Consider the following 24,840-nt stretch of genomic DNA (forward strand, 5'->3'; position numbering starts at 1 on the left):
ATCGATTACAAAATCATTAATAAATAAATTTTAAGAACAGTTCCAAACCTTCATGAAATGTAATCGATTACAAATAAGAAACGAAATGGGAAGCTCGACGTGAATCCATGTAAACTTCTTGAGACTTTCAGTTTATACTTTCTTAAACCCGCAAGATTCCCTTATGACCAATTTATCATATAGAAGAACAAAACGTTCTTTTATAGTTTCTCCTTTAATTAAGGCAAGCAGCATTTCAGTTGATATTCTCCCAAGCTCGTCTGCAGGCTGTGCCATGGTAGATAAGGACGGTTCACAAATAGAAGCCATTTTGATATCATCAAACCCGATAACAGCTAAATCTCTAGGTACGACTTTTCCCAAAGCTCTTGCAGCCTTTATTGCGCCAATGGCCATTTCATCACTTCCCGCTACCAAGGCCGTAGGCAAATCGGGTAAAGACAGCATTTTTGCCGCTAACTCATAACCAGATTGAAAATAAAAATCTCCTTCAAAAATGAACGATTCGTCAATTTTTAGTCCATGTTTCACCATAGCGAGTCGAAAGCCTTTTAGCCGATCGTGACTTAATAAAAAATTTAATGGACCAGAAAAATATGCAATTTTGCTGTGCCCCAATTTAATAAGATGCTCTGTAGCAATTTGGGTACTTAAACAAGTATCATTTGTAACAGTAGGTATTTTTGAATCAAACAAAGGTTGTCCTACGATAACAACAGGATGATTGTCGACGATTTCTTCGATTAAAGAGGGATTTAGACGCGGAAACAAAAGGATTACTCCATCAACCAGTTTTTGCTGAAGAAGATATAAATACTGCTCTTCTCGTTCAAGAGACCGGTCTGTATCGCCTAATAAAACCTGATAATTATTCTCAAAAGCTACATCCTGTATAGATTTTAAAATAAACGTAAAAAATGTATTAACGATATTAGGAATGATTATTAAAATCGTATTGGTTTGAAGCCTTCTAAGGTTACGTGCTAGAGCATTGGGTTGATAATTTAGTTCTTCAATCGCACGAAATACTTTCTCTCGATTTTTTGGAGAAACCTTATCAGGATCCGTATATACGCGCGACACGGTTGCTATGGACACGCTAGCTTTCCTTGCAACATCATCCATCGTCACCTTTGGCATATGTTAAGCCCTCCCGATATGGATGAATAAAATGTAATCCATTACATTTATTTCTTGATACCGCTTTCTTGAAATAATCTTATTATATGTCATTTATTCTGTCAATGCCGGTTTGATATAAACCATAGGAATTTTCTATAAGGTTAATTGATTCTTTATTTTCCTGTTTCAATAAATACCCGCTCCTCATATCAAAGCTTCACGCTGCTTTTCCCCCACTCCACCACGCAACACAATTATATGCGGTATCTTTCGCCCGGCAAGGAGAGAAAGAAATATCCTGAGAAAATCTTGATCCTATTGTCCTATAGGCAGGTTCTATTTCAGGATTTTCCTAATATAAATCCAAAGTACGGCGGCCATTCTGAAATAATTACATTTGATCGGTTCCTATTCAAGGCCCGATATTCACACCCCTTTCTTTGATACTGTCTCATCGTCGCGCACACTGACAAAGATACCCGGATAGCATTTCTGCCCCCGGGTATATTGTTCATGTAAACCGGATAGGTGACGTCGTTAATAATGTGTTTTACCACACGTAGAAAATGTGTCCTTAACAAGATCGATGATATGTCACTGCCTTCCCTCCGCCGACATTACTCGGTTTCGTTGGTAATACGTAGTGATCCGACTCCCTGTTCGTCATTTGACATTCTTCCTTGTGATCGGTTGTTTGTGAACGTCAAATAGGCCCCACCTAGTAGTCAGATGGAAGCCAAAGTATGATGAATGAAGATTAAGACGTGCGGCAGGTATCCGGCATGTTCCAAAACGGTTATCAGAATGGAGCGGTATACTTAGGGCTTGCTGAACGATTACTAGATACCTAGGTTTAGCTGACGACGTACTCCGAATGCGGAATAACTTAGCCGGTGTAAAATTTACGCCGGCTTTCCTCCGTGGATATAACACATTAACTTTTTTCTAACAAGCACGGAAACAAAAATAAACGGGATATAAGAGTAAATAAAATAAAATCCGATGTTTGAATATAATCCGGTAATCCATTCAATCCTTCTGTGGCCTGTAATGAAATAATTCAATGCTACAAGTGCAATTAGAACAACAATCAAACTGTTTCGCGGTCTTATGCGAAAAGCGGTTTTTATTCCGCGGCAAGCCACCCATAAGTATACGGTAATACCGGCTATAACTTTTATAAACCACAATGAAATGAAAAATGATGCAAGTCTCTGGAACAGCGGTACTTCATACATATTGACCATATCCAATGTCGGCCATATGGAATGTTGCAGCTGACCTTCACTGAAAAACATAAATGAGAAGATCAAGATAATCAAATAGATCAATGTAACACATATCATTAGAATTTGAGCCCATTTTTGCGACTTTGCCTGTGTTTTTATAAAAGGATAAAATAAAAGAAGCGTCTCGAACCCCAAATATTCAAACACCATGGTTTTTGAAGAGAGTAAAATATCGGTTGCCGAATGGTTCAGTAGAGGCAGCAAGTTTAACGGATGCAAATAAGGAAAAACAAGCAATATTTGCGGGATGAAGGAAGTGATTGAAAAAAACGCAGCCCATACGCAGGTTCCGGTAACGGACCGGAATCCGCCGGACACAGCATAATATATAATCAGAGCCATAACAATGCTAACAGGCAAAAAGTTCATACCCGGAAATAACCAAACTTGAATCACTTCATTATACACGATAAATTTAATTAACGCCCCGAAAACAAAATATAGAACAACAGCAGAGTTTAAAAAGTTGCCCAATATTTTCCCGAATATCGTAATATTGATTGTGGTTACATCTTGACCGTCACCATTAGAGGATAATATTTTATATATCATCCATAAGATGATGTGAATGCTAATACCCGTTAACAGAACGGATATCCATGCGTTGTACCCCGCATGCTCAGATAATTTTTTTTGGAAAGTCGTCACTCCAACTCCAATCATACTGACATACAGAAGAAAAATTACGAAGTAGTGAGATACCATATATTTTTCGTTGATTTGATTGCTCACTTACACGCCGCCCCCCATACTTTACCTTGCTGCCGTCACTCACCGACGCCGGTCTGGACAATGATAACTTTAACGCTTACTGTCATTTTTAATGCCTCATATTGTTCTTCAAAATCTTGTGCATTCCATTTAGATGATCTGCTTCTGATTAAATCGCCGAAGCCCACCGGGTCCACTTTATTTTTTTTGCATAACGATACAAATTTTTGAATTTCCTTTTCAAAATAAGCCCCCATTATTTTCTCAAGCCATGCAAGCTGATCCTCTGATCTAAGATCAATCCAAAAAGGAACATCTTTCACTTGCGCGTCCAAGTTCACACGGATCGAAAAGGATGCCGGAGGCCCTAAGTTAATCACTTTTAATCTTGACTTAGAACCGATACTGTTCATTAAGAAGAAGTCGTCATGCTTTTGATTCGTTTTCCTCATAGGAATCATGACGCTCCCGTTCTTTGAGTTTCCCAGCAGCATCTTCAGTATGAATGCGTCCTTTGAACCGATTTTGGTTGTGAAATGATCACCCTTAAACAAAGCTAAACCGTCGATTTTTATTTCTCCGCGTTCTACTGTGAAATAGGGTAAGAAAATATCCCTTCCTTCGCCGTAAAAATTAAAAAACGTTTCATGAAGATTTGTGTGGGGCAAATTTCCTCTCCAAATATTCTGCTCAATCATATCGGCTAAAAAATACGGATTGCGTTTGCTTTCGGCTACTTTCAATATTTCCAAGGCGTCTCTATCCGCAACGCCAAGTTGCATTCTGGGTGATATTTGGGGATTGCGGATCATACTGTCGATTGCTTTTTCGATACCTTTGCGCGCGAACGTTTCTCCAAACAACGCCATTCTCAGCTGTCCATATTCAATCGGTAAATTAAGTTTCGTGTTTAGCCTTGGCAAGCTGTCGTAAACGGATTTGGACTCCGTCACGAATAATTCTATCGCTTTGCCTCCTTTTTCTTCGTAATCGGCAATAAAGGCAGCGCTTTGTACTCCATTCTCGACGGCATCGTAACCGACGGTTTCGACAAGCTTAATATCATTCACAATCTTTTGATCGCCGCACGCGGCAATAAATGTACATAGAACGATAATCGGAAAAGTTTTTCGCAAACCCATAACTTCCTCATTCACCATCATTCATCGTCAAAATGGTACTTCCGTCTAAACTGCTCAGGTTTGTACCTGATTAAAGACTTTGGCCTTAAGTACCGCAGCCTATGATTAAGAAATTGAAACGATGGACGAATAAAGCTGTCTTTAAGTTCCTTGACCCGCAAAGGATATATCGGCACCAAATACGGAGTGCCCAAAGAGGTCAGACGGCTAAGATGGACGAGCAGAAAACCAACCCCGATAAACAATCCCAGACCTCCCCATAAGGCTGAAATAACGATCAAGGGGAAACGCAAAAACCGTATCGCACTCGACATTATATAAATCGGCGTCGCAAACGAGGCCAACGCCGAAAAAGCGACGATGATGACCAGAATATTGCTTGTCAAACCGGCTCGGACCACAGCTTCTCCAATTACAATCCCTCCTACGATACCTAATGTTTGACCGATCTTTGTCGGCAATCTGGCGCCCGCTTCCCGAAGTAATTCGATTGTAATTTCCAAGAAAAGCACTTCAATAATAGGGGGGAACGGGACATTTCGTCTGGAAGAAATAAGCGGTTCCATCAAATTCCTCGGGATGACCTCATAATGGAATGTGGTTAAGGCGATATACATTGACGTTGCAAATAACGAGAAAATAACCCCGAAAATTCGAATCAGCCTAAAAAATGAACCCAAGATCCAAGGCAAATAATAATCTTCCGGGGAAAGGAAAAAGTCAAACAATGTTGTGGGTCCCGTAACAAAATAAGGCGACCCGTCGCTTATGAACGCAACTTGCCCGTTGATAAGGGCATACACAACCCGGTCTCTGCGTTCCGTAGTCAAAAATAACGGAAACGGCGTCAACGAGTTGTCAGAGATGGATTGATCCAAAACAGATGTACCCCAGATAACATCGAAGTCGATTTGCTTCAGCCTTTGCTCTGCGGTTTGAACGTGCTCCTCATTGGTCACCCCGTCGATATAAATGATGGCGACTCTGGTTTTGGATGTTGATCCTATCGTTATTTCTTTTACAATTAAGTTTGGGATGTTGATTTGCGCTCTTAATAAGCTTATGTTCGTATCAATGTCCTCGACAAACCCTATTTTGGATCCGATAACGCTGAACTCGTTTTCGGTATTGTTATTTTTTCGCAATCCTTCTTTACTCGCTACATTTACAAGCGCGCATTTCCGATCGTGTTCATCAAGCTCAACAATTGCATATCCTTTCAATAGTTTCGCTTGAATATCTTCAATCTGATCAGTTATCTCTACGTCATCAATCGGAATCCAGGTTTTTATATCCTCAAGCTGGCGGAGTTCGAAGAGCAATGCGCGGTTTTGCGCCTGAAGAATTACATGGGATTGCAGCAATTTCTCATCGATCAACGTTTTGAAGTATGAGATGCTTACTTGTCGACCGGCTAAAGAAATTTGAATTGTTTTAAAGTCATTCGATTGTTTGGATATATTTTTTAATTGATCAATGTCCTTGAAATCCGTTATCAGCTTGTTCATATATGTATTTTTTACACAAGATTTCGAAATTATTCTTGCGATGATAAAGTTGCCCTTTAAACCATAGCTTGATCGATTTCATATTGACTTTAATGGAATAAGAGAGCTACCCTACATTTGGGAAGCGCTTTTTCATCTCACCAACATATGAAGCCTCTGAAGCCTCTGTGAGATATGGAATCGATTTTCGCCGGAGGCAGCAGTTCTCCGCAGTTTTCGGATTTATTGGATGCGCTGGGGCAAGATCTGGCGCAATTTACAGATTCGGTGAAGACGCTTGACGTGAAAAAGGAGGAAGCGCCGTCGTGGGCGGACCGGTTCGATGGCGTTCAGGACTTGTCGGCGCGCATTCGGACGGTGGCCGTTTTCGTTTCCTGCCTTATGGCGCAGGATGTGAAGGATGCCAAGGCGAAGCTGCTGCACGGCCGCATTCTGCAGATGAACGCGTCTTTCACTCGGCGCTCACGGCGATCAATAAACAGTTGCTTGCGGTGCTGAGGCGAAGTGGGAGAAATTGATGCAAAGCGATCGACTTGAGCCGCAGCATTCTTTCTAAACTACGACTGACCAAATAACGCATAAATCGTTTCACAACATCTGTAAGGTACATCATTGGGTTTCAATCTGAACCTTCGGGCGTTTGGTCGTACCTGCTAAACGCTCTTCCCATTGCTTCTGTTCAGACCGAAAATCTTCATAGGATACGCTTTGTAACCTATGTTCAATATCTTTTTGACGTAGTGCGTCATCCACAAACACAACGTATTCTCCACTACGTAAAATGTATTCGATCCAACTGCGAAGACCCGTCATCCGGCGATGACGGGTCTTGGTATGGCGGAATTACAGCTCGTGGTCATTGCTTGTACGAGGGAGGTACGGGTAATCATAACAGGTAAATAAGCCATCCCAAAAGCCAATGGTGTAACTTTTAAGGTTCTTGACCATTGGTTCATCTTGCGGGTTGGTATAGGTGGAATCAAGCCATGCTAGAAAGTGGTTCATATGAAAGCGGTCTGATTCACTGCTTTTGTCCACGTCAGGATGCAAGAGGTCGGCGATATGATGTAAGGGTGTTGCCCACCTCTTTACCTCTTCGTAATCTGCTCGAAACTCATTGATTTTGCTGAATATTCTGAATACGTTTTTGAGCAGGGAGGCCCTTTTTTTATCCAAGCAATTTTGAAGCGAAGCTTGAACGGCTTGAGCATTTTCAAATATGCGAATACCGGGAAGATCCAGTGCCAAACGGGAGGAAAAAATCTCCGGGCAAGAGCAACTGCTGATTCAAATGGGATACCGGTTGGTACACGTTTCATCCACTCCAAGTGCAAGGGTTTTTGTACTCCGTTCATAATTTCCTTGCATATGAATTCGACGAAAACCGGGTTAAAACCTTGCCGTTACTAGATTTTTTGAACATTCAGCAAGCCCTACTTAAGTCTCTTGCCACCTCCTGCTGTAATCACTCCAATGCGGGAGTGGCCTCAGGATTGAAAAGCTGGTTGGCGCGTTATCCTCGTTTTGCCATTACTTGCTTCACCACCGCAAGCGTATTTCTCACCATTCTTATACGTGATCTCATTTACACCTGATTACAGATTCTGTTCCGCACACCAGGCCTTCTCGTTTGCCCACTTGCCTGATAGGCTGCAATATGGTTGCCCATACTTCCTGTAACGTCTCTTCCATCGGAATCCATCCTCTCGTTCGCGTGATGGATTCATTGTGGCAGGCTTTGCTTATTTTGAACAGGTGGGCTCTGTTTGATGCTTACGGTTGTTTGTCATACTCCCATGAAGGAGAACGAACGGGGTCTCCCAAGTTGCGGTGTCGTCATTGTATAGCATGCCTGTCTCTACGACCCCGGGAGAGCTCATTCCTGCTAGCCTTTGACGCATGAATGAGTATGGTCTTCCGTACTTTCGACAACGTCGACCTCTCCGGTTTACTCTTTTCGAGGCTCAATCACTTTCAGGCCTACTATCTGGCTGTCTACGCTTAACGTCAGAAATTACTTGCAGCCGTCCAAGACTCGCTATTGGTGGCTTGGCTTTAGCCTTTCCAAGCGGGATTTCCACCCGCTAAACTTCACAACCTAGGCACCGAAAGTTGAGTTATTAATTAAAGAAAACTATTACTGGCTTTAAAAGTTCTATATGAGTATGTTCAAAAAAACCTGAAAATCAGATAAAAACAAAAATGCACCTATGCGAAAAAGCAGCTCCAAGCTGTTAGAATCATGGCAGACGACGCCGATCCCCATGCGCGGCAACAGCAGAAGGTAGTAGTCACCCGGGGATAGAGGGATGCCGTACATAGAGAACGATAGAAACCTCCAGTACCATATGCTAAGTGGTTGGAGGTTTTTTGGTTTGTAGTCCTGATACATATTATACTAATTCTACATTTATACCAAGGGAAAAAAGATAATCAATATCCTCTTTAGGAGCCAATTTATCCGTAATGATTTGATCAAAATGATCTACAGGGCAAACAAAAGCCGTATTCAATTTCCCAAATTTACTATGGTCAGTCACCAGAACAACCTTTGAGGAATTTTCGATCATAATGTTCTTCATTCGGGCTGAGGATAGATCGGGATCGGTAATACCCTTTTTTGCATGGATACCTAATGTTCCTAAAAAACATATATTTGCTCTAAATAATGAGATCATTTTTTCTGCAAGCGGACCAACAATACTCGTACCCGGTCTCGCCTCGCCCATAGTCCCGCCGCAAATATACATAGATAAATCCTTTCTATTTCTAAATTTATAAGCGATATCAATACTGTTAGTTACTATTGTAATATTAGAAAATTCAACAAGTTTGTTGGCAATTTGAAGGTTGGTAGTTCCTCCATCCATAAATATGGTATCTCCCTCATGAATTAAAGAAATCGCTGCCGTAGCGATTCGTTGCTTTTCATCAAAAAAAGGAATTTCTTCTTCTGGATTTTCTTTCATAATCGTATGTTTCTTCTCCAGGTAGAATGAACCTCCATTCACACGCCTTACTACACTAGTCTTATGAAGTTCATCTAGGTCACGGCGAATGGTAGAGATGGAAGCATTTAATCGAACACATAATTCATCAACGGTTGCAAAATGAATATTCTCTAAAATCGTTATGATATCTTGCTGTCTATTTCTCTTGTTTTTCATACAAATTCATTCCTTTAAACGAAATTGGTCATTTTACTGCTTATTATAACGGAAATGACCATAAAAGTTCAATTTCCTTTAGAGAGTTCTGAGGAAATTTAAATAAATATTTACTTGCAGATGATTTCTTTATTACAATTGGTTGTTAATATTCAAATAAGCAATAAAATATAAAATATATGAAATATTACATTCAATTTTTTGGGTTTTTGGATGAGGACTTTAGAATGGAGGGGAAAAATGAAATTTGATCTGCATACACACCATCAACGGTGCGGACATGCTATCGGGAAAATCGAAGACTATATCCATTCTGCAATAAAAACTGAGCTTGATGTTATTGGTATCTCTGATCACTCTCCTTTTTTTGCTGAAGAAGAGGATCAGGCGTTTGCCGGATCGGCGATGGCAAAAAGTGAATTTCCAAGCTACATATCGGAAGTTTTGCTTTTAAAGGAAAAATATCAGGATCGAATAGAAGTACTCCTAGGAATGGAGTCCGATTTCTTCCCCGAGCATTTCGAGCATTATCGGAAGTTTTACAGTCAAGTTCCCTTTGATTACATCATCGGTTCCGTTCATTACGTAAACAGATTCCATATCTTTGACAAAAAGCGATGGAATAACGCAGCAGAATGCGATCTCTTAACGGAAAAGGAACAATACTATCAGCTTATCCAACAATCGGTTCATAGCGGAATGTTCGACATACTCGGTCATATGGATGGAATGAAGGGATGCAATCCCGCTGTTTCAGACATTCAAACCGATATGCTCGACCTTACTCTCAAGGTGATTGCTGACTCGGGTGCAGCTGTTGAAATTAACACTTCCGGCAAACGCAAGGAATGTCAAGCTTGGTTCCCATCGGACGACATATTAGAGAGAGCATGCCATTATGGGATTAACGTTACTTTTGGCTCCGATTCCCATGACCCGCAGCATGTCGGATACGAGCGAGAACAGGTTCGGCAGCGGCTGAAAGAAATTGGCTTTAAACATTGGGTCTTTTTCAGAGGTAGGAAGCAACAAAGGGTTGCTTTATAAACATGAAGATAAGGGGATGAAATCATGTTACGTTTAGCATTGATGGGAGATTTGCATTACCCGCTAATAGAACAGGCGAACAGGGAATTATTTGAGCTGCGGGAAGGCTTTTATTTTAACTTTTTAAAAAGCTTCCTGGATTTAGAAGCTGATCTTCATATTTCACTGGGAGATTTAACCCATAATGGCCTAATGCAGGAATTTGAAGAAGTATACCATTGTATTCGTACGAGTCCTGTGTCCTTTCGCCATGTTTTGGGAAACCATGATGCATATGCCATGTCTAAAGCCCAAATCTCATCGGTAATGGACCATCCGCCGTATGAAGCCCTAGAAACAGAGGAGGCGCTCCTGGTTTTCCTCGACAGCACCAGAGAGCTGCAGCCGCAGGATTGGAGTGGGGACCTAGACGCCCAGCAGCTGGAATGGTTAGAGTCCCAAATTCAGCGGAATCCGGACAAACCGATCCTGATTTTTGCCCACCATCCGGTTTATGATACAACCCATATGTCTAGAGAAAATAAAATGCACATTGACCCGTTACTGGACATCCCCTCGATACTTGGCAAAAGAAACGGGATTGGACTGTATTTTAATGGACATAATCATACCCACTCCATTGTACATAAAGAAGGCTGGTCTTTTATTCAAACGGCAGCCTGCTTATGCGACCCATCCTTCCGAATCGTTGAAATCGACTCGGGCCAAATCCAAACCAGGGTCAATCACGTAGAAGATCCGGAAATCCTGCAGCATGCCCACGAATTATTCAAAAAACTGCCGGGTTATCATGCCCCGATGAATGCGCATGGAGAGCCATCAGACCGTAATTGCAGCATTTTATTGCCGCAAAGGAAAGCCTATTCCTCATGAGAAAAACGGTAGAGTCTTATCTTTTCTTAGTTCCTGCCTTGGTATTTTTAATCGCCTTTTCTTACTTTCCTTTTCTGCGTTCTGTCTGGACAAGCTTTTTTCAATCCAAAACGGTGGGGGATAAGCACCCGGTATTTATCGGGTTTGATAACTATACCCATTTGGCGGGCGATGAAATTTTTTGGAAATCCATCAAAAACAACCTGATATTCACTGTCGGGACAGTGCCTACCAGCATTATTCTTGGTTTCTTCATAGCCATCCTGATCCATCGGGCATCTCGCTTATCGACGTTGTACCGCATCCTGTTTTTTTATCCGAATATCCTGCCGACAGTGGCGATAGCGAATATCTGGTTATTTATCTTGAACCCGGATTTTGGTTTATTGCATCAACTCATGCAGTTGTTTAAGAGCTCGGGCTGGAACCCGCTTGGAGATCCACAATGGGTGATGCCGGCCTTGATTGCTATTACGATATGGAAACACATAGGGTATTTTATGTTATTTTACTTGGCTGGTCTTCAGCAGCTCCCCAAGGATGTGATGGAGGCAGCCGAATTGGATGGTGCTTCTCGTTGGAGATCGCTTTGGAGCATTACCGTTCCTCTCTTAGCTCCTACGACACTATTCACAAGTATTATAGCGCTGGTTGATTCATTTCTAACCATGGATACGATTTATATATTAACGAACGGTGGACCATATAATGCTACTATCATGCCGTTATTCTATATCTATCAGATAGCGTTCCAAAATTGGAATATCGGACTCGCGAGCACGCTAACCGTTATTCTGGCCATAATTTTATTGACGATCATGCTGTTCAATTTCTTTGTTTTTGATCGAAAAGTACACTATAACTAATGGATTATTAGGAGGAATTGGGAATGAGAACTTCTTATACTACGTTGACCGCAGCTGCAATCAGTTTATCATTATTGGCGGGCTGCGGGGCAAACGCTCCGACAGCCTCACAGGGGAAAACCGCAGCTTCCGGCGTGACGGAGCTTACCTTCTACTATCCGGTTGCCGTTGCCGGTCCTTTGGCCAAGATCATGGAGTCGTATGTGAATGAATTTAATCAATCGCACCCGAACATTCATGTGCAGGCCGTATATTCGGGGGACTATGGGCAAACCAAGACCAAGGTATTGGCAGCGGCGAATGGCGGGAATATGCCTGACGTGGCGGTTATGGGGGCTACCGAAGTTTTAGGGCTGAAAGACGCGGATGCCATAGTACCTCTTGATGCTTTTATCAATAAGGATTCGGACGGAGAGGCTTATGTTAAGGATTTTTTCCCTGCCTATATGCCTAAGATTGAGGGAAATTACTGGAGTGTTCCTTTTCAGCGCAGCACCCCAGTCTTATATTACAATAAAGATGCATTCAAAGCGGCTGGTCTTGACCCGAACAAACCTCCGGCAAACTGGAACGAACTAGAGGAAGATGCAAAAAAGCTGACAAAGCGGGATGCTTCAGGGCAGGTAAGTCAGTGGGGAGTTTTAGTTGGAGCCGACGATACCTGGATCATCCAGGGATTCATAATGCAAGGATTTAATGAGCCGAAACGGATATTTAACGATGCCGGCAACAAAGTCGACTACAATAACGACTCAACCAAAAAGGCTTTGAATTTCTTCATAAAGCTTGGCAAAGAAGACAAGGTTATGCCTGATACGATCGTCAATGGAGGAACCTTTACGTCCGATTTTGTATCTGGAAAGGCGGCAATGATGTTTTACTCCACAGGCGGGCTGGGCTTTGTCAGGGAGAATGCCAAATTTGAATTTGGCACGGCCTTTTTACCGGCCGGGAATCAATATGCCACACCGACAGGCGGCGGAAGCATGTATATGCTGAACACAAAAAACGAAGCGAAAGAAAAAGCGACTTGGGAGTTCATGCGTTGGATGACAACACCGGAAAGAGCGGCGAAATGGAGTATTGATTCCGGTTATGTGGCCACCCGGCAATCGGCTTACGAAGTCCCGGTGTTCCAGGAATATGCAAAGAAATACCCGCAAGCGCTGGTAGCCAGAGATCAATTAAAGTATGCTCAGACCGAGTTAACCACACACAATAACGGCGAAGTGCTCAAAATCATGGGAGACGCGCAACAGGGTATTTTTCTTGGAAAAATCCCTATGGATCAAGGGCTCACCGATGCCCAGTCCAAAATCGACAAAGCGCTGCAGCCTTTTGTTAAATAAGGATTTCGCGGGGGACATCTCATATGTCCCCCCTTTCTACAAATTAGCTTAATCGGCAGGAGTGGTAAAGTGTATACCTCAGCATTAAGATTAGTACGTCATGGTATCTTAATCGGTTTTGGAGGATTCTGGTTTATCCCTTTTATTTGGATCGTTGTCTCTGCGTTGAAATCCACAACAGAGCTTCTGACAAGTTCCAAATGGTTACCGAGCCAACCGACCTTCCTTAATTTCAACGAAGTCTGGCAATCGGAACGGTTTCCGATGTTATTCGGTAACAGCCTGTGGATTGTATCTGTCGTTCTGGTCGCTCAGTATAGCACCGTAATTTTGGCAGCCTTTGTTTTTGCCAGAAGACAGATCCCGGGAAAGAACCTCCTTTTTATCCTTTGCATGGTTCAACTCTTCTTGCCGGGTGGAATCTTTATTTTTCCTAACTATCAGACCATTCATGATTTGGGATTAATGAACAGCAAGTGGGCCATCGTACTTCCGTCCTTCGCTTCCTCCTTTGGAATCTTCTATATCCGTCAAGCCTTTAAAGCCATTCCAAAGGAACTGGAGGAATCCGCCGTCATGGATGGCGCGAATACCTGGGAGTTATTGGGCCATGTTTTCATTCCGTTATCTCGCTCGGCGCTCGCCGCTTTTGGCATCATATCCGTCATCGGCCATTGGAATGAGTTCGTTTGGCCTTTAATCGTAACTAATACGCCCCAGAACCGGCCGGTCACCGTCGGGCTGGCGCTATTTGCTCAAACTGCTGAATCTGGTGCTCATTGGCCCGAACTTACAGCAGCGACGCTGCTCGTGGTTCTTCCCCTGATTGTTATATTTATCTTATTTCAACGGAAGATTGTAGAAAGCTTCATGTTTACAGGAATAAAATAAGAATGGCTTTTTTTGAAAAATCCAAATTAGAAAAGTGCTGCCTCTGAAGGGGAATATCCCCCGTGGAATGATAGCAGCGTTCACCTTAATCTAAAGAAGCTGCCAATAAGTTTGACCAGATCATTCCCTTTATACATCAAAAAGAAGCATAAAAAACCCGAACGATAGCTACTTGCAATCGCTCGGGTTCTTGTTAATGCCCCTATAACAAGCTAAGGTCACGCCCGAATCAAGTATCCATAACTCATTATTTACCGGCATATTCCATAGTCGCTGTATCCAGCATGGATTTCCAATTTGCAAAATCCGTCTCCCTTACAACATGCCGATCAAAAAGTTCGTCAGGAATGTTATTGATATCTTCTTGAATCTTTACTTGAAAGTTGCCTTTCTCTATAAACTCTCCAAAACTCTTAAAGCTGGAATGCTTACTCATGAATGATTCATTAAACAACTCGCTTAATGAAATATGATTCGGATCTTCTTGAATCGTTTTCTGGCCTTTTAATTCCTTCAATAGTTCGTCAAATGATATTGGCTTTTGCTTTCTCAGATTACCACCCCTATATCAATTTTATCGATTCCAGCCTACCTTGTCGATAACGAAGCCCACGCGTTTTCAAGCCACTTATCAAAGTCAGCGCCCTTCTCACCTTCGTAGGTATCATATACATCGAGTCTCATCTTTTTTAATTTCTCTTTAAACTCTTCAAAAGAATGGCCTTCCGGCATGCTTTTCTTAATTCTTACCAAGATTTTAGTTACTCCTTTAATCAAGTCGCCTATTTTCCTTGGCGGTAGTTGAATATCTTCGCCAAATTCTTTGAGCTTCTGGAAAGCAGCCTCTTGAACTTGATATACGGCATCGTTATTCATTCTATGCGTTAATACATCGATGGTTTGTTTGTTTTTCCACTGACCTAACTCTTCCACGGCATCTAAACGTTCTCTCCAATTGGACGTTCTATTCGCAGATATTTTTAATTGTTCATAATTTGAAGGCAACTCAACTTTCACTTCATTTTTACCCAATTGATCCCATCCTGTTCTATTTTTAATTCAAAGAGCATTTATAAAAATACCTAAATTATACCTTGCCTCGTAAAAGAGGTTACAGGCTGCCCTACATGTCGGATTTGTCGCCTTTATGATTACTGCAAGGTGCTGCGCCATCCTGATTTTTAGTGCCTTTGCTTTTATAAGGTTTGGGTGCGTTTTTTGCTCTGTTGGCACTAGCTTGCCATCGGTTCCAGCCCTTTTTGTCTGTTCCCCTGCCTGTTCCGCCCTTGCCTTTTGCTTTACTCTAATCATCACTTCATAAATGATTTGTACTTCGCTTCTATTGTTCTCCTGGTAAGTATACGAATATGAAACAAACGGAAGACCATTCTATAATTTAAGTCCCATCATGATCTTCGAATACCTATTCCTTGATAACTTCAATTTCTTGTTTACTGGAATGGAGGACATTGCTTCCCCAAAACAAATCGAATGGGGAATGGCTAAAATTTCAGACCATTTCATAACATACAACCTCTTCAATATCAGTTTATTTAGTATAACATACATTTACAATTCCATACCGCTATATTCCATGGCACGTTTACCTTTTATTCTTTTCCTATACATACTCATGAGAAGTGGAACTTGGATATCAACATAATTTTAAATCCCAATGTCGTTTGTTGGCGTGTGAACCGAAGTAATCTCCCAGCTTATTGCTGCAAGCTACCTTTCCATGAAATCGGATGCACCAGAAATAACGTATCCAGCCTGGCATAGTCAAAGCCTTCCTCAATCAATTTACCTGTAGCTATAAAAACCCGTTCTTCCGAATCTGGTATGCTTGCAATGCGCTGCCGTTCTCGCTGTTTCTTACCCATCCCGATCACCAATTTTACGCCAATTTAACACCAATATTTTGGGCTCAACCTCAAAATCAGTGCTTGACTATCAGCCTAACAACCGATGGCGGTTGCATTCGATGAGAATGCCCGCTTTATAGTGACTACGATTTCGCGTAAAGTAATGACGGCGCTGAAAGGCTTTAATGCGATTGTGGCGACCTTCTACGGTCGCGTTAGTCCAGCGGCATTGATGGTAGTTCACGATTTCTGCTTTCCAATTGCGCATCGTCTTGAGGGTGTTTCGGACGGCGGCGTGGTCGATTCGATCACCTTGCTCGCACCAACGCTCAAATCCCAGTTTAGCAACGGCAAAGTTAAGGGAGCAGTCGTACCAAGTCGTGAACGCTTCTTTCCATTCCCATACGCTGCGAAGAAGCGGAGAGTAATTCAACAACGTTTCTAGCCGTTTTCTGCTTTCTTCACCAAGCGATTCCGCTGGCGGATTCAGCAACCGATGGTTAGCTTTCAGATACGCCTTAGCCCGTGGTGACAGCGTATGCTGGATGCTTTTTCGAACCTCCTGCACGCTTTCAATTACATAGCCGTGAACATGAAAACGATCGGCGATGCGAATTGCATTCGGAAAACATTCGCTGATCCAGGTATGGTAAGCTTGGGCCAAATCCATGACCACCGCCTTGGGATTGAGCAGAAGGAAGTCTGGATGCTGCTGGGCATATGTCCGCAGTTCCTCCAGTTTTCGACCCGGCAGCAGGTCCAGCATCGTCTCGCCTTTGAGGTTGTGAATGCCGGTGTTATACGTATGGCCTTTTTTGATCGCAAAGTCATCGACACCCAATACCAATTCTGCCGCTTCTTTCGCTTCTTCCCAAACTTGCTCATAGATCCGCTCGCACTCAACAGGAATCGCTTCGTTATGCATACGCTGTACGGTGCTGGTCGGCGCTTGCTGCATGCGGGCGCTGTGCGCTGCTGTTGAACCTAGTGCCTGTTCAACCGTATGGGAACGGAAGAGCCGGCTGTAACGCTCTTTGGGTCCGACAAATTCGTACGTCCAAACAAACCCAGCTTCGCAACGTGTACAATACATCCGAATGGACGGCACGTGCAGATAGGTTTTCTTCTCAAAGACGGAAAGATGCCGGACGGTTCGCGGTTCATTGCTTCCCTTGCGGATGACATCCTGATCGGACTCACAGCATGGGCAGCATTGCCTATCGCTAAGCGGTAAGGCTTCTATATGAAGTTCATCGGCATTGATGGACAGAATTTGGTGAATCCTTAGCTCTGGTAAGTTTAGCATTTCATTGATATACTTAGTCTGCATCTGTCAATTCCTTTGTTGATTGGTCGGACTTTCAACATTACTGGAATTGCAGATGTTTTTCTATTTTCAGTCCAGCATTAATCTGTCAAGCACTGATTTCTGTTTTGAGCCATATTTTGTAAAGGAAATTCATCATCCACGGTAATATGATAAACCATAAAAAGTCAGCTTCACAAAAAAACAGCTGAAGATTCAGATTCCCCTAGCTGTTTTTCCTGTTTAACTCAGCTAAACGCTAACTGATATAATAATAAGGAAAGGAGGGGAATGGAATCTCACTTTACGACCTTGTCATGCTGCAGGAGCGGCTTGCTTATGGGTACGGATCGACCGCATTGGCCGTTGGCTGGCATGTTGGTCAGATCCTTCATCTCCGGACAACCCGGAAATGGCCGGAGGATATTTTTGCCACTTTGTGCCGTTCCGTCGTGAGTGACGGGACGATGATCAACACCTTCGATCGGAGAGCTGGAAATCGAATTGCGAACCGCACGCTCGCTCCTTTATGCGGTGGCGGATCGCTGGGATCGGGAGAAGGAAGACCGACCCGCGTTGAAACCGGAGCTCGGCTTGGCCAAGTATGTTGCTACCAACAACGCCATCAAAATCGTGGACTTGGCGATGAGAATTGTCGGTGCCGCGAGTTTGTCCCGCAAGCGGCCTTTGGAACGGTACTACCGGGATGTTCGTGCAGGCCTGCATAATCCGCCAATGGATAGTACGGTACTCCATACCTTTGCTTGTGCTGCTTTATCCGAGACATCCTTATGATCCGAGGGAGACGCTAAAACAAATCATCGAGAACCAGCACCGGAGCCTCCCTATCCCACTTCAAAAAGTATTCATATCTGCCGAATCTCGCCAGCGCCTCTTGGTCGGGCAGCCATACCCATTCGTCGATTTCAGTCTGGCAGCGGTGGGCCCGAAACGCGGCGAGCTTTGCTTCCAGATGAGCATGCACGTCGATTTTGATGACATCCTTGCGGGAATAACCGTACCTCTCCGGACGTTCCATCGCGTCGCCGAACGTAATGAAATATAAAGCGCCCTGATGTGCTGTTCTTTGAAAAGCAGCCGTCGTCGCTTTTCCAATTGCGCAATGATCCGGGTGTCCACCCAGCTTTTCGTGAAACGTAAGCACGACATCGGGATCCACTTCGTGGATGAGAGCCGCAATCCGTGCTGTCAGGCTATCCTCATCGGTAAACTCAACTGTCTTGTCCCGGATATCCAAAAATAGGAGCTGCCGGATGCCCAGGCTCTCGCAGGCTTGCCGTAGTTCCATCTCGCGGGCAGCCGCTATCGATTCCCGGTTGAGATAGGGTGGATTACCCATGCGTCGTCCCATTTCACCCCGCGTGGCGCTTACCAGCGTAATGTCGACCCCCTCGCTGGAGTATTTGGCCAGAGTACCTCCACAAATAAACGATTCGTCGTCAGGATGGGCAAACACCGCGAGGAGCTTTTTCAGTGGGGCTTTATCGATATTGTTCATTCTGGAAACGGCTCCTTTCCCAAGTGGAGAGCAACATTCATCCGACCTCTGTCATCATATCCGGCCAGCAATAGACGACCGTTCCCATCTACCTCATAATACGTGAGCGCCTCCATTCGCAGCCAGCCATGCCCATCGAATCGGAGTGCGGCACGAAAGGGGCCTTCCCCCGCTATTAATGCATGGGTAACCTTGACCTTAAAATTGCGAACGAAGACAAATGAGGTCGCTTCGCTGTGGATATAGACGTCAGTCCCGACGAAGGCCTGAAGCTCGGCTTCTACTTGCTCCCTGATTATTTTGATCATCGCGTTTGGCTCTCTTTTCTGAAAGGATTTAAATTGCTACATAATCGTATCACAAAAAAGCATCTTTTATTCATATGAAATCCTTCATAGAAATCAGGAGTCAGTAATCTTTTCATGGTTTTGGTGCAACGATTAAAACTGATCAAAGATAGTCACCATATTATTGTTTGACTATGCTATCAAACCAAACATTTTATTGATTAATTCAACTGCAGAAAGGACAGCCGAATGATTGCATTCGACCTGCCCTTTCTTTATCATATGCATGACTTCAATCCCGGCAATTGTTTCCTCTGCAGTACCGAAAGACTTGAATCCCAGCATTGGTTTAATGACTTTCTTTAGGGATCGGTGATGGTTGTATGAGCCATATGTAGTTCTCGTTCTTCCATCATCTCCACTAGATCATGATAACTTAGGCTATATTTCAAATACCATCTTACTGTTAGCAAGATAACCTCTGATTCGTACTGCTTCCATTTAAACAAATCTAATTCCGTTTCCAACGTAATTGCTCCATCCCATGAATTCATTTTCAATCATGTTATCATGTATTAGAGCTTTGCACCATAACCGAGTATTTCCTGATACGAGAATGCTGTGTAAGCTGATATTATTGGCTTCTTCGAGTTAACCTAAGAGTTACTTGAATCTTTCTGAAAAAATATAAGTAAATAACACATATACCGTAAATTATTAAGAAACCAATATTAAGACCGTACAACGGAACGAAATATATGTAACACAAGTAAAACACAAGTAAAGTACTTATACTATAGGAAAATCCGAAAATAACGTATGGAAATAGCTTACTACCTTCCTCATAATGTAGAACCAAAATTAATGGAAAAAGCGTCGAGGGGAAAGAACTTAATATCCCTGCCCACTTACTCCCTACTATTGAAGCAACTCCAGTAATTATTAATAGAATTATTCCTACAGTAACTCCTCTGCTAAGAATTTGAAGCAATGTACTTGTAGGTTTATTCGTTTTTTCAGGAGTTCTAATCAACTTGTTTATTATGAATAGATTAATGAAGAATACTGTTGTAAATATTAATATCGCTTGGAAAAGATTAAACTTCATTAAAAATATAAAATATCCAAAAATAAAAAATGAAGCTATACTAATAAATGACGATTTTGCAATTAATAAAATTCGATTAGTTGATTCTTTCATTCTTGATACAAGTAAATAAATTACACAAAATAAGATAGAAGCTGATAATCCAGCAATACCCCATGGAACTCCTTTAATAGTAAAATCTACCCCCTGTTCAAAGGAGATGAAATAAATAGATAATCCTGTGCCGAGTGGTAATCCAGAAATAATACCACCGATTTGTGGACTTATTCTCTTCGAAATCTCTGCTAATCCAACTATGATAAGAACTGATAAAACTAATTTTATAAGTACTAAGGTTCCCAGTGCTTTCGCCTTCTTTCGTATTTTCAGCGATTTCAACTAACGTTCTCGTTAGCTGCAAATTGGGCGATGGCCCTTGTGAGCGTAACGGCGAAAGAATCGCGATCGTGATGCCAAGGAACATCACGCCGCTGCTGATGAGCAAGGTGGCCCGCAGGTTAATTGCTGATCCGAGGAGTCTGCCGAGTAGTGCACCTATGGGCTGCATTGAGGTTCGATCCAAGAAGCAAGACGGAGTTCCCTATAAAAAGTCGACGAAAGTCAGGTTTTTGCGTAAGAACGTGTTTCATATGGCGGCCTTTTTATATCCAGTCAGATCGACTGGAACGGTGTGCAATACATCGTGGTGGTTGAATTCCTCAAGATTGGGACACGTTCGGGGGTCATTTTCTTGAACTGACTGCCCCCCTCGTTCATCCATACACCCTCAAACGTATTCTGGATCGCGGTGGCAATGCTGGACTTCCCGGCCCGCGGATTGCCGTTCAGAATCACTATTTGTCCGAGTTTATCTTCATGTGGCATGCGTTTCCCTCCATACAATGATTTCGCTCATACTGTGAATGTCTTTTCCTTCTTTGGAACCTACAATAGAGATTGTAGCAACGATGCGGCTAATGGAACAGTCTGTAAATTCGTATATCCTGCTGTTCGTCCTTTTATTGGATGTTAACGTTTAGCGCATGTCCTGTTTTTCCGCTTTAGGAAGAAATAACGTTCCGATCATGGTGAGAGCGGCCAGTACAAACACGCCCCAATACACGCTGTGCAGCGCTATCGTCAAGCCGGATTGTACGATTTGCATCTCCTTTTCCGGCATCTGCTGCAGCCCTGAGGAATTCAGCAATTGATCGATGGAATTCATGGAAACGGCCCCCCCCAGCGAATTATTTTCACTAGAAAGGAAACCGTTGAATCTCATATTAAGTATTCCTCCGAGCAATGCGGCTCCTACGGAGCTCCCAAGCAGACGCATAAACATATTGGATGCAGTGGCAACGCCTCGCTTTTGCCAGTCTACGCTGTTTTGAATCGACGTCATGAAGGTAATGCTGGTCAAGCCCATTCCGATGCCAATAATAAACGAGCCCGTGCCGGCCCATATCGCTCCTTTAGCCGGGTCCAAGGTAAGGAAGAACAGCGAGCCTGTGAAAGCGGCGATTCCGCCCATGACTGCTGTTGGCCGCACGCCGATTTTCATGATCAACTGGCTCCCCGCCAGCGCCGCCAGCGGCCAACCTACCGTCATTACGGTCAAGGTGAAGCCCGCAACGATTGCGGAGTGACCCATTACACCTTGAATATAAGTCGGTAGAAAGCTGGTTAAGCCGATCACCAGCGCACCGGACGTAAATGTCGCCGCATTGGCGGTAGCGATAAACCGGTTTTTCCAAATATCCAAAGGCATCATCGGTTCGGAAGCCTTCCGTTCCCATAAGAAAAACAAAATGGCCCCAAGTGCAAAAACCAGCAATAACGAGCCAATTTGAAGCGATGTCCAGCTCCACTTGACGCCGCCTTGAATCAATACGATCATCAGAGAAGTGATGGATACGAAAAACAGGCCGGAACCCGCGTAATCGATCGAACGTTTTTGTTTTTCAATGCCTTCGTGCAAAAAGAGGATCACTCCGATAATGGACAAAATCCCGAGCGGAATGTTCATCCAGAATATCCACGACCAGTGCGTGTATTGCACGATCAAACCGCCGACCAACGGGCCGAGGACGGAAGAGATGCCAAATACGCTGGAGAAAAAGCCTTGAATTTTGGCACGTTCCTGCAAAGTGTACAAATCCCCCACGATGGTAATTCCGATAGGCTGTACGGCGCCGGCCCCTAATCCTTGAATCAATCGGAAAATCACGAGCGCGACCATGGACTTCGCGAGTCCGCACAAGATCGAACCAAGCAGAAAAATGATGATACCGGTAATGAAAACAGGCTTGCGGCCGAATAAATCGGACAATTTCCCATAAATCGGGGTCGTGACAGCCTGCATCAACGAAAAAGCCGAGAAAACCCAACTGTACAACGAGAATCCGCCGAGGTCCCCGACCACGCTGGGCATGGCGGTCGAAATAATGGTCATCTCAATGGCGGCCATAAACATCGAAACTATAATGGCGGCAAGAACGAAGGGTCGCTGCGTCTTTTTTTCCGTTTGCCCCGACTGAGCGATTGTCAATTGGCTCATTTCTCCACTCCTATCCCAACACGTGATAAATTTTGAAGCGGCTCCCCGTCCGAATTGGCGATTGGTTTATGCCCCTGAGGAACATCGATCATACGGACTGAGGGAGCCCTCGAAAGTAATTAAATTTATTGACTCAAACAATTGTCAAATTGTGAAAATTTTGTGCAGCTGCTTCCCGTCTGTCAATGTAGCCAGTAATCGATTACTTTAACAATCCGACTAATATTGTACTTCCTCTCAGCATTTTGAGCAAATAAAAAACGAGCGCTATATCCCTACCTTTCATTCATTGTGCTTACACCTATCATTTATAAACCATTTTAACATATATCCAACATATTTTATAAGGATGTTAACGATCTTTATCGTCTCTGATACAATCCTGATTTTTATGATTATCACTATTCACATTCAATTGTATGCAACAAAAAATATGCACCCAGTAGAAAATTTAGTGGGTACATGTTATGGATCTCTAGTAAAATGGGCTATATGCACTCAAAGAGAAACATGTAGTTTTAATCCTAGGAATACAAACATCTAAGAGATGCATGTTAAATGTGGGGTAATTGACTCGCTTGTAGAAATGATTGAACAAAACCAATTAAATTCAAATGTCGATATAAGAAAAAGTGCCGAAGCAATTGCAGCGATGGTTAAAGGAGATATTTTATTAATGAAGAATCAAAGAGATATTCAAATTTTAAAGAATGTAGTCGATATAATTCGATTGCAATTTAATCTTTTTTAACGTATATAAACCAATGATGGGATTCAAGTCTTTTAATAATGCAGAGAAAACAATTGCCGGAATCAAGTCATGCAAATGATAAAGAAAGGCCAGGTCGAATGCATCCATTCGCCTGTCCTTTCTACGGTACAATTAATCAATAAAATGTTTGGTTTAACAGCATAGTCAAACAACAATATGGCTACTATCTTTGATCCATTTTAATAGTTGCACCAAAACCGAAATTATCGGAAATAAATTCGTTGTCAAGTGTACTAACCAATAAACCCCAAAAAAAGTAAAGGAATTTGTTGGAACAATCACGCATTAGTTTTCGCAGGCTTCTTTAGCCATTCAATAATCCCTTCCCGCTCGCCGCTGTTGCGCCGCCCGGTCATCGTAAGGATAGCTGACGGGCATGAGACTGGATCGGTTCAAGCGTTGAACCTGATCCTCCGTTAAGGACCAGCCTGACGCCCCCAGGTTGGCAGCCAGTTGCTCCGACGTTCGGACCCCGATGATCGGTGAAGTGACTCCAGGACGCTGCAGGAGCCAGTTGATGGCCGTTTGCGCCGGCGTTTTACCCGCTTCCTCCGCTACTTCCGTTAACGTATCGATGACATTCCAAGTATGCTCGTTATTATAATTCGTCCAGGATTCGCTCCAGCCCTTTTCCTCCGCTGCCGCGATCCGAGAATCCGTCGGAGGCTGCGACATTCCTCTATAGAACTTGCCGCTTAACCAGCCACCTCTTAAAGGGCTCCACGGAATGACGCCTAAGCCTTCTTGTAAACAGACCGGAATCACTTCGTATTCGGTGGCCCGGCACAGCAAGTTATACTGCGGTTGAATACTGACAAATGGCTCCCAGCCCTGATGCTTAGACATATCGACTGCCTTTTGCAGCTGCCAGCCTTGGAAGTTGCTAGCGCCCAGATAACGCACCCAGCCCCGCTTCACCAGTTCGTTAAGTGTGCTCAGCGTTTCCTCGAGAGGCGTTCTCGGGTCCCAGGCATGTACTTGGAACAAGTCGATGTAATCTGTGCCCAAACGGCGAAGACTGGCTTCCACGCCGGAAAGAATATGCTTGCGGCTGAGGCCTACGTCATTGGGACCGCTTCCCATGGCAAAACGAACTTTGGTTGCGATTACAACATCGTCGCGGTTTTTCTCCTTTACCCAGCGGCCGACAATTTCTTCGGAGGCCCCGCCCGTATAAACATCCGCCGTATCGATAAAGTTACCGCCCGCCTCGATAAATTGGTCCATAATCAATTGGCTCTCGCGTTCGCCGGTTTCCCGGCCGAAAGTCATCGCCCCCAAACAAAGCTCGCTGACTCTTAACCCGGTCTTGCCTAAATGCTTATACTCCACCTTGGCTCCTCCTTTTGCGCTACGAGAATGGATACCCATTTATCATAATACAAGCCCCGGGATTACAAAAGAACTGAAAAGAGGGTACGTTACTCACCTCGACGTAAGCGGACATAGTCAAAGAGGTGTTTGATGAAAATAAAGATTAGA

At 43.4% G+C, this 24,840-nt stretch carries 24 protein-coding genes and 3 pseudogenes; 7 read left to right on the forward strand and 20 right to left on the reverse strand.

Going from position 1 to position 24,840, the window contains the following annotated elements; genetic code table 11:
- Window positions 1–132 precede the first annotated feature (132 nt).
- The 4 genes from O9H85_RS24160 to O9H85_RS24175 all read right to left on the reverse strand — a co-directional run bounded on the left by O9H85_RS24160 (window position 133) and on the right by O9H85_RS24175 (window position 5,772).
- Window positions 133–1,140 carry a LacI family DNA-binding transcriptional regulator gene (locus O9H85_RS24160; RefSeq protein WP_269883966.1) on the reverse strand — a complete coding sequence of 336 codons (1,008 nt, stop codon included), beginning with the start codon at window positions 1,138–1,140 and terminating at the stop codon, window positions 133–135.
- An 884-nt stretch (window positions 1,141–2,024) separates the two neighbouring features.
- Window positions 2,025–3,143 carry a GerAB/ArcD/ProY family transporter gene (locus O9H85_RS24165; protein WP_269883967.1) on the reverse strand — a complete coding sequence of 373 codons (1,119 nt, stop codon included), beginning with the start codon at window positions 3,141–3,143 and terminating at the stop codon, window positions 2,025–2,027.
- 35 nt (window positions 3,144–3,178) lie between these two features.
- A complete protein-coding gene (locus O9H85_RS24170) occupies window positions 3,179–4,264 on the reverse strand; it encodes a Ger(x)C family spore germination protein (protein ID WP_269883968.1) in 1,086 nt (361 codons plus the stop codon).
- A gap of 17 nt (window positions 4,265–4,281) precedes the next feature.
- On the reverse strand, window positions 4,282–5,772 hold the full coding sequence (locus O9H85_RS24175; protein WP_269883969.1) for a spore germination protein: 1,491 nt from the start codon (window positions 5,770–5,772) through the stop codon (window positions 4,282–4,284).
- Between the two features lie 174 nt (window positions 5,773–5,946).
- Here O9H85_RS24175 and O9H85_RS24180 point away from each other — a divergent pair, with 174 nt between their 5' ends.
- Window positions 5,947–6,270 (forward strand): hypothetical protein, encoded by a 324-nt coding sequence (locus O9H85_RS24180; protein WP_269883970.1) that lies wholly within the window; start codon window positions 5,947–5,949, stop codon window positions 6,268–6,270.
- Window positions 6,271–6,381: 111 nt separating this feature from the next.
- On the opposite strand, the gene O9H85_RS24185 is transcribed toward O9H85_RS24180, so the two are convergent.
- The 3 genes from O9H85_RS24185 to O9H85_RS24195 form a co-directional block, all read right to left on the reverse strand.
- Window positions 6,382–6,531: a hypothetical protein gene (locus tag O9H85_RS24185; protein ID WP_269883971.1), complete on the reverse strand. Its 150-nt coding sequence runs from the start codon at window positions 6,529–6,531 to the stop codon at window positions 6,382–6,384.
- Between the two features lie 84 nt (window positions 6,532–6,615).
- A complete protein-coding gene (locus O9H85_RS24190; RefSeq protein ID WP_269883972.1) occupies window positions 6,616–7,020 on the reverse strand; it encodes a hypothetical protein in 405 nt (134 codons plus the stop codon).
- 1,145 nt (window positions 7,021–8,165) lie between these two features.
- The gene (locus O9H85_RS24195; RefSeq protein ID WP_269883973.1) at window positions 8,166–8,939 is read right to left on the reverse strand and encodes a DeoR/GlpR family DNA-binding transcription regulator; all 774 of its coding nucleotides are present in this window, start codon (window positions 8,937–8,939) and stop codon (window positions 8,166–8,168) included.
- A 240-nt stretch (window positions 8,940–9,179) separates the two neighbouring features.
- On the opposite strand from O9H85_RS24195, the gene O9H85_RS24200 reads away from it, so the two are divergent.
- The 5 genes from O9H85_RS24200 to O9H85_RS24220 all read left to right on the forward strand — a co-directional run bounded on the left by O9H85_RS24200 (window position 9,180) and on the right by O9H85_RS24220 (window position 13,965).
- Window positions 9,180–9,986 carry a histidinol-phosphatase gene (locus O9H85_RS24200; RefSeq protein ID WP_269883974.1) on the forward strand — a complete coding sequence of 269 codons (807 nt, stop codon included), beginning with the start codon at window positions 9,180–9,182 and terminating at the stop codon, window positions 9,984–9,986.
- A gap of 24 nt (window positions 9,987–10,010) precedes the next feature.
- Complete coding sequence (locus O9H85_RS24205; RefSeq protein ID WP_269883975.1) at window positions 10,011–10,859, forward strand: metallophosphoesterase family protein; 849 nt, start codon at window positions 10,011–10,013, stop codon at window positions 10,857–10,859.
- On the forward strand, window positions 10,856–11,725 hold the full coding sequence (locus O9H85_RS24210; protein WP_269883976.1) for a carbohydrate ABC transporter permease: 870 nt from the start codon (window positions 10,856–10,858) through the stop codon (window positions 11,723–11,725). Before O9H85_RS24205 ends, O9H85_RS24210 begins: the two co-directional genes overlap by 4 nt.
- A gap of 23 nt (window positions 11,726–11,748) precedes the next feature.
- On the forward strand, window positions 11,749–13,074 hold the full coding sequence (locus O9H85_RS24215; RefSeq protein ID WP_269883977.1) for an ABC transporter substrate-binding protein: 1,326 nt from the start codon (window positions 11,749–11,751) through the stop codon (window positions 13,072–13,074).
- A 69-nt stretch (window positions 13,075–13,143) separates the two neighbouring features.
- Window positions 13,144–13,965, forward strand: a complete 822-nt coding sequence (locus O9H85_RS24220; protein WP_269883978.1) for a carbohydrate ABC transporter permease — start codon at window positions 13,144–13,146, stop codon at window positions 13,963–13,965.
- Window positions 13,966–14,212: 247 nt separating this feature from the next.
- Here O9H85_RS24220 and O9H85_RS24225 read toward each other — a convergent pair whose 3' ends face one another.
- The 5 genes and pseudogenes from O9H85_RS24225 to O9H85_RS24245 all read right to left on the reverse strand — a co-directional run bounded on the left by O9H85_RS24225 (window position 14,213) and on the right by O9H85_RS24245 (window position 17,160).
- A complete protein-coding gene (locus O9H85_RS24225) occupies window positions 14,213–14,500 on the reverse strand; it encodes a hypothetical protein (protein ID WP_269884028.1) in 288 nt (95 codons plus the stop codon).
- Window positions 14,501–14,553: 53 nt separating this feature from the next.
- Window positions 14,554–14,997 (reverse strand): HEAT repeat domain-containing protein, encoded by a 444-nt coding sequence (locus O9H85_RS24230; RefSeq protein ID WP_269883979.1) that lies wholly within the window; start codon window positions 14,995–14,997, stop codon window positions 14,554–14,556.
- A gap of 91 nt (window positions 14,998–15,088) precedes the next feature.
- Window positions 15,089–15,268 (reverse strand): annotated as a pseudogene (locus O9H85_RS24235) (DUF3934 family protein); the annotation flags it as partial.
- Window positions 15,269–15,680: 412 nt separating this feature from the next.
- Entirely contained in the window at window positions 15,681–15,848 is a 168-nt protein-coding gene (locus O9H85_RS24240) for a hypothetical protein (protein ID WP_269883980.1), read from the reverse strand.
- Window positions 15,849–15,918: 70 nt separating this feature from the next.
- Window positions 15,919–17,160 (reverse strand): ISL3 family transposase, encoded by a 1,242-nt coding sequence (locus O9H85_RS24245; RefSeq protein WP_269883981.1) that lies wholly within the window; start codon window positions 17,158–17,160, stop codon window positions 15,919–15,921.
- 480 nt (window positions 17,161–17,640) lie between these two features.
- Between O9H85_RS24245 and O9H85_RS37885 the strand changes: the two genes are divergently transcribed.
- Window positions 17,641–17,931 (forward strand): acyl-CoA dehydrogenase family protein, encoded by a 291-nt coding sequence (locus tag O9H85_RS37885; RefSeq protein ID WP_409348192.1) that lies wholly within the window; start codon window positions 17,641–17,643, stop codon window positions 17,929–17,931.
- Window positions 17,932–17,944: 13 nt separating this feature from the next.
- Here the strand turns inward: O9H85_RS37885 and O9H85_RS24255 are convergent, their stop codons facing one another.
- The 8 genes and pseudogenes from O9H85_RS24255 to O9H85_RS24285 all read right to left on the reverse strand — a co-directional run bounded on the left by O9H85_RS24255 (window position 17,945) and on the right by O9H85_RS24285 (window position 24,690).
- Window positions 17,945–18,655 (reverse strand): PIG-L family deacetylase, encoded by a 711-nt coding sequence (locus tag O9H85_RS24255; RefSeq protein WP_269883982.1) that lies wholly within the window; start codon window positions 18,653–18,655, stop codon window positions 17,945–17,947.
- The gene (locus O9H85_RS24260; RefSeq protein WP_269883983.1) at window positions 18,652–18,963 is read right to left on the reverse strand and encodes a DUF1806 family protein; all 312 of its coding nucleotides are present in this window, start codon (window positions 18,961–18,963) and stop codon (window positions 18,652–18,654) included. Before O9H85_RS24260 ends, O9H85_RS24255 begins: the two co-directional genes overlap by 4 nt.
- A 171-nt stretch (window positions 18,964–19,134) precedes the next feature.
- Window positions 19,135–19,317: pseudogene (locus O9H85_RS37890) on the reverse strand (DDE-type integrase/transposase/recombinase); the annotation flags it as partial.
- Window positions 19,317–19,496 (reverse strand): annotated as a pseudogene (locus tag O9H85_RS37895) (hypothetical protein); the annotation flags it as partial. The pseudogenes O9H85_RS37895 and O9H85_RS37890, both read right to left, overlap by 1 nt.
- A gap of 80 nt (window positions 19,497–19,576) precedes the next feature.
- A complete protein-coding gene (locus O9H85_RS24270; RefSeq protein WP_269883984.1) occupies window positions 19,577–20,428 on the reverse strand; it encodes a hypothetical protein in 852 nt (283 codons plus the stop codon).
- A 273-nt stretch (window positions 20,429–20,701) separates the two neighbouring features.
- Window positions 20,702–20,914, reverse strand: coding sequence for a phosphotransferase-like protein (locus O9H85_RS24275; protein ID WP_269883985.1), 213 nt, complete (start codon window positions 20,912–20,914; stop codon window positions 20,702–20,704).
- 151 nt (window positions 20,915–21,065) lie between these two features.
- A complete protein-coding gene (locus O9H85_RS24280) occupies window positions 21,066–22,586 on the reverse strand; it encodes an MDR family MFS transporter (protein WP_269883986.1) in 1,521 nt (506 codons plus the stop codon).
- Between the two features lie 1,084 nt (window positions 22,587–23,670).
- Window positions 23,671–24,690: an aldo/keto reductase gene (locus O9H85_RS24285; protein ID WP_269883987.1), complete on the reverse strand. Its 1,020-nt coding sequence runs from the start codon at window positions 24,688–24,690 to the stop codon at window positions 23,671–23,673.
- Between the last annotated feature and the right edge of the window lie 150 nt (window positions 24,691–24,840).

The organism is Paenibacillus gyeongsangnamensis (assembly GCF_027533625.1).
In the GTDB taxonomy this organism is placed as follows: Bacteria; Bacillota; Bacilli; order Paenibacillales; family NBRC-103111; genus Paenibacillus_G; species Paenibacillus_G gyeongsangnamensis.

Coding starts and splice junctions, on each gene's coding strand:
- O9H85_RS24160 (WP_269883966.1), bottom strand. CDS start 1,140: ATGCCAAAGGTGACGATGGATGATGTTGCAAGGAAAGCTAGCGTGTCC.
- O9H85_RS24170 (WP_269883968.1), bottom strand. CDS start 4,264: ATGGGTTTGCGAAAAACTTTTCCGATTATCGTTCTATGTACATTTATT.
- O9H85_RS24175 (WP_269883969.1), bottom strand. CDS start 5,772: ATGAACAAGCTGATAACGGATTTCAAGGACATTGATCAATTAAAAAAT.
- O9H85_RS24180 (WP_269883970.1), top strand. CDS start 5,947: ATGGAATCGATTTTCGCCGGAGGCAGCAGTTCTCCGCAGTTTTCGGAT.
- O9H85_RS24195 (WP_269883973.1), bottom strand. CDS start 8,939: ATGAAAAACAAGAGAAATAGACAGCAAGATATCATAACGATTTTAGAG.
- O9H85_RS24200 (WP_269883974.1), top strand. CDS start 9,180: ATGAAATTTGATCTGCATACACACCATCAACGGTGCGGACATGCTATC.
- O9H85_RS24205 (WP_269883975.1), top strand. CDS start 10,011: ATGTTACGTTTAGCATTGATGGGAGATTTGCATTACCCGCTAATAGAA.
- O9H85_RS24210 (WP_269883976.1), top strand. CDS start 10,856: ATGAGAAAAACGGTAGAGTCTTATCTTTTCTTAGTTCCTGCCTTGGTA.
- O9H85_RS24215 (WP_269883977.1), top strand. CDS start 11,749: ATGAGAACTTCTTATACTACGTTGACCGCAGCTGCAATCAGTTTATCA.
- O9H85_RS24240 (WP_269883980.1), bottom strand. CDS start 15,848: ATGGGTAAGAAACAGCGAGAACGGCAGCGCATTGCAAGCATACCAGAT.
- O9H85_RS24245 (WP_269883981.1), bottom strand. CDS start 17,160: ATGCAGACTAAGTATATCAATGAAATGCTAAACTTACCAGAGCTAAGG.
- O9H85_RS24255 (WP_269883982.1), bottom strand. CDS start 18,655: ATGAACAATATCGATAAAGCCCCACTGAAAAAGCTCCTCGCGGTGTTT.
- O9H85_RS24260 (WP_269883983.1), bottom strand. CDS start 18,963: ATGATCAAAATAATCAGGGAGCAAGTAGAAGCCGAGCTTCAGGCCTTC.
- O9H85_RS24275 (WP_269883985.1), bottom strand. CDS start 20,914: ATGCCACATGAAGATAAACTCGGACAAATAGTGATTCTGAACGGCAAT.
- O9H85_RS24280 (WP_269883986.1), bottom strand. CDS start 22,586: ATGAGCCAATTGACAATCGCTCAGTCGGGGCAAACGGAAAAAAAGACG.